Below are 3273 nucleotides of genomic sequence, written 5' to 3' on the forward strand. Positions count from 1 at the left end.
TGGAACCACACTGATCCCTTCCCGAACTCAGAGGTGAAACGCTGCTGCGGCGACGATAGTTTAGGGGTAGCCCTCCGTGAAAATAGCTCGATGCCAGGTTTATTATTTAACAACAATGCCCCTTCTATTCTTTTAGACGGGGTTTTGTTTTTTGGGTTGTTATATCCTTCCTACCTTTGCTCTTCTGCGCGAAACAATTATTTAATTATTTAATTATTTACTTTCTATCTCAGAATAAGCCGCATAAACACCCTTTACATTATACCAATTCAAGAAAATTCGGGCAATTTCTAAAGCCAATTGTGGCTTACCCAAATCAATCAACCATTGCAAAAATGGGGACATAGTTTTTTCATTCAATAACCCGTTTACAGAAAGAATTCCCCATAATAAACGATGAAACCAAGTCATTTGAATCATCATTTTCACTTCCCAAGTAGGATGTTTTTGATAAAACAAAACTCCCATTCTTCCCCGTTGAATTTCCTGATCAATTAACTTAGGAATTTGCTGTAAACTAAAAGGTGGATGCCAATGATAACCAACAGCTTCAGGACATTTAATTAATTGCAAACCTAATTTTTTTAACCTCACACCTAATTCTAAATCTTCCCAACCATAAAGTTGAAACCCATTATCAAATAAACCAGCTTCTTCTAACCAACGTTTAGGAATAGCCACGTTACCCGTAGCAAAGAAAGCAGCGGAAAAATCTGTGATTTTATAGGGTTCAGCGGTGGGATTGGCAAAATTACAAGTATTTATTACAGCACCGTAAGTAAAAAAACAGTTATTTCCTAATTTCTCTTTTCCTTGTACCAAAGCATTTGTATGAGCTTGCAGGAAGTTAGACAAAACCACTAAATCACTATCAATAAAAATAATTGTGTCACCTTGGGCTTTTTCCACACCTAAATTTCGCGCCGCAGCCGGACCTGCATGATCCTGCTCAAAACAGCGGACATGAGAAAACTCATCTTTGTGTACTGCTAACCAGTTCAAAGTACCATCAGTAGAACCATCATCTACCAATACAACTTCATAACCTTCTATATAGTTTTTGTTGCTGAACTCCTGACTCTCTAAAGCGCGGAGGCACTTTTCCAGAATTGGTAAGCGATTATAAGTAGGAATGACAATACTAAAAAACACAGTTTCACCCAAAAAAAGTACTGGCCATATTGAGAATAAGACAAATATAACAAAGTTACTGTTGCACAAGAAAATATACGCTAGGCAAGTCAGATATAATAATAACTCATTCTTTGTTTTCCTAAGTGGAGAAATTCATGGGTCGCGCTAAAAAGGTTGTTCTAGCATATTCTGGTGGAGTTGATACTTCTGTTTGCATTCCCTATTTAAAGCAAGAGTGGGGAGTAGAAGAGATAATTACCCTAGCAGCAGATTTAGGTCAGGGAGATGAATTAGAACCAGTTCGAGAAAAAGCCCTGAAATCCGGTGCAAGTGAATCCTTGGTAGTGGATGTTAAGGATATATTTGTTAAAGACTACGCGTTTCCAGCGATTCAAGCCAACGCCCTCTATGAAAATCGCTATCCTTTAGGAACAGCCCTGGCTCGACCTTTGATTGCTAAAATATTAGTGGAAGCCGCTGCAAAATATGGTGCAGATGCGATCGCTCACGGTTGCACAGGCAAAGGCAACGACCAAGTACGCTTTGATGTCTCCTGTACAGCCCTCAACCCCAACCTCAAAATCCTTGCACCAGCGAGAGAATGGGGTATGAGTCGGGAGGAAACCATAGCCTATGGTGAAAAATGTGGTATTCCTGCACCAGTGAAAAAATCTTCTCCGTTCAGTATAGATAAAAACTTGCTTGGTCGCAGTATTGAAGCTGGTACATTGGAAGATCCAGCAAATGAGCCGCCAGAAGAAATCTATGAAATGACCAAAGCCATAATTGATACTCCTAACGAACCGGAATATCTAGAAATTGGGTTCCAAAAAGGGCTTCCTACCACCATTAACGGCACATCAAAACAGCCTGTGGAGTTAATTGAACAACTCAATAAAATCATTGGTAATCATGGGATTGGGCGGATTGACATGATTGAAAACCGCTTGGTAGGAATCAAATCACGGGAAATTTACGAATCACCAGCAATGATAGTTCTAATTAACGCTCACCGTGACTTAGAAAGCCTCACTTTAACAGCAGATGTCAGTCAGTACAAACGAGGTATGGAAGAAACCTATACCAAACTCGTATATAACGGACTTTGGTACAGCCCACTCAAAGCAGCTTTAGATGCTTTTATTCAACAAACACAAGAAAAAGTTTCTGGTGTCGTGCGGTTAAAACTTTTCAAAGGTAACGCCACCATAGTTGGCCGTTGGAGTGATAATTCCCTCTACACTCCCGATTTAGCCACCTACGGCGCAGAAGATCAATTTGATCACAAAGCCGCAGAAGGCTTTATCTACGTTTGGGGACTACCTACTCGCATTTGGGCGCAGCAGAATAAGTAATAATTCAGATACCCGACTTCTTAAAGAAGCCGGGTATCTTTACTACTCTTCTGTTTGCTGCTTAACTTCGCGGGACTCTAACCAAATTGGTATAGCAATCACAGCAACTAAAATAAGTAACGCCAAAATTGCAAATTTACTTACCCAAGCCACCAATTGTTCTAGGGAAATAATCCTTCCCGCGAAAAAAGCTAATGTCACCATGACGCTACCCCAAGCAGTCGCCCCAGCTACGTTATAAATCAGGAATTTACCAAAGGGCATTTCTGCTATACCCGCAAGTGGTGAAGCGAAAATCCGCAATAAGGCAAAAAAGCGGCCAAAAAATACAGCTTTAGCGGCGTTTTCCGTAAATTGCTCTTTAATACTCAGCAGTCGGACTTCGGAAATGCGGAAAATCTTGCCAGCTTGGAGCAGAAAAGGCCAACCGCCAACTCTACCAATCCAATAGCCGCAATTACCACCAATTACAGCACCTCCAATAGCGTTACCGAGAACCAGCCAGTAATTTAATTCATTACTACCAGCAAGGAAACCACCAACAATCGTTACGGTTTCTCCAGGAAGAGGAATGCCCAAATTTTCTAGCAATATTCCCAAAAAAATCGCTAAATAACCATAATTATGAGCAATTTCTTGGATGTTTTCTAGTGAAAGTAGCTCAAAAGACATCCAGCACCACCGAGTTTACAAATTTTTACCTTTACCATATCTTTGCTTGTTTTTGGCTAGGGTGTCAATCAAACCGCAATAGGAGGAGTCAGGAGTCAGGAGTCAGGAGTCA

4 protein-coding genes are annotated in these 3273 nt (G+C 40.6%); 2 read left to right on the forward strand and 2 right to left on the reverse strand.

Annotated features, from left to right (window positions below):
* Positions 1 to 213, forward strand: a 213-nt coding sequence (locus FJR06_RS24065) for a hypothetical protein (RefSeq protein ID WP_217359796.1), incomplete at its 5' end; no start/stop codon positions are given.
* On the opposite strand, the gene FJR06_RS19335 is transcribed toward FJR06_RS24065, so the two are convergent.
* Positions 214 to 1152: a glycosyltransferase family 2 protein gene (locus FJR06_RS19335; RefSeq protein ID WP_174782892.1), complete on the reverse strand. Its 939-nt coding sequence runs from the start codon at positions 1150 to 1152 to the stop codon at positions 214 to 216.
* 137 nt (positions 1153 to 1289) lie between these two features.
* Here FJR06_RS19335 and FJR06_RS19340 point away from each other — a divergent pair, with 137 nt between their 5' ends.
* Positions 1290 to 2489: an argininosuccinate synthase gene (locus FJR06_RS19340; RefSeq protein WP_015079473.1), complete on the forward strand. Its 1200-nt coding sequence runs from the start codon at positions 1290 to 1292 to the stop codon at positions 2487 to 2489.
* Between the two features lie 42 nt (positions 2490 to 2531).
* Here the strand turns inward: FJR06_RS19340 and FJR06_RS19345 are convergent, their stop codons facing one another.
* A complete protein-coding gene (locus tag FJR06_RS19345; protein WP_015079472.1) occupies positions 2532 to 3161 on the reverse strand; it encodes a DedA family protein in 630 nt (209 codons plus the stop codon).
* Positions 3162 to 3273 lie beyond the last annotated feature (112 nt).

This window comes from Dolichospermum sp. UHCC 0352, assembly GCF_009711925.1.
In the GTDB taxonomy this organism is placed as follows: Bacteria; Cyanobacteriota; Cyanobacteriia; order Cyanobacteriales; family Nostocaceae; genus Dolichospermum; species Dolichospermum lemmermannii.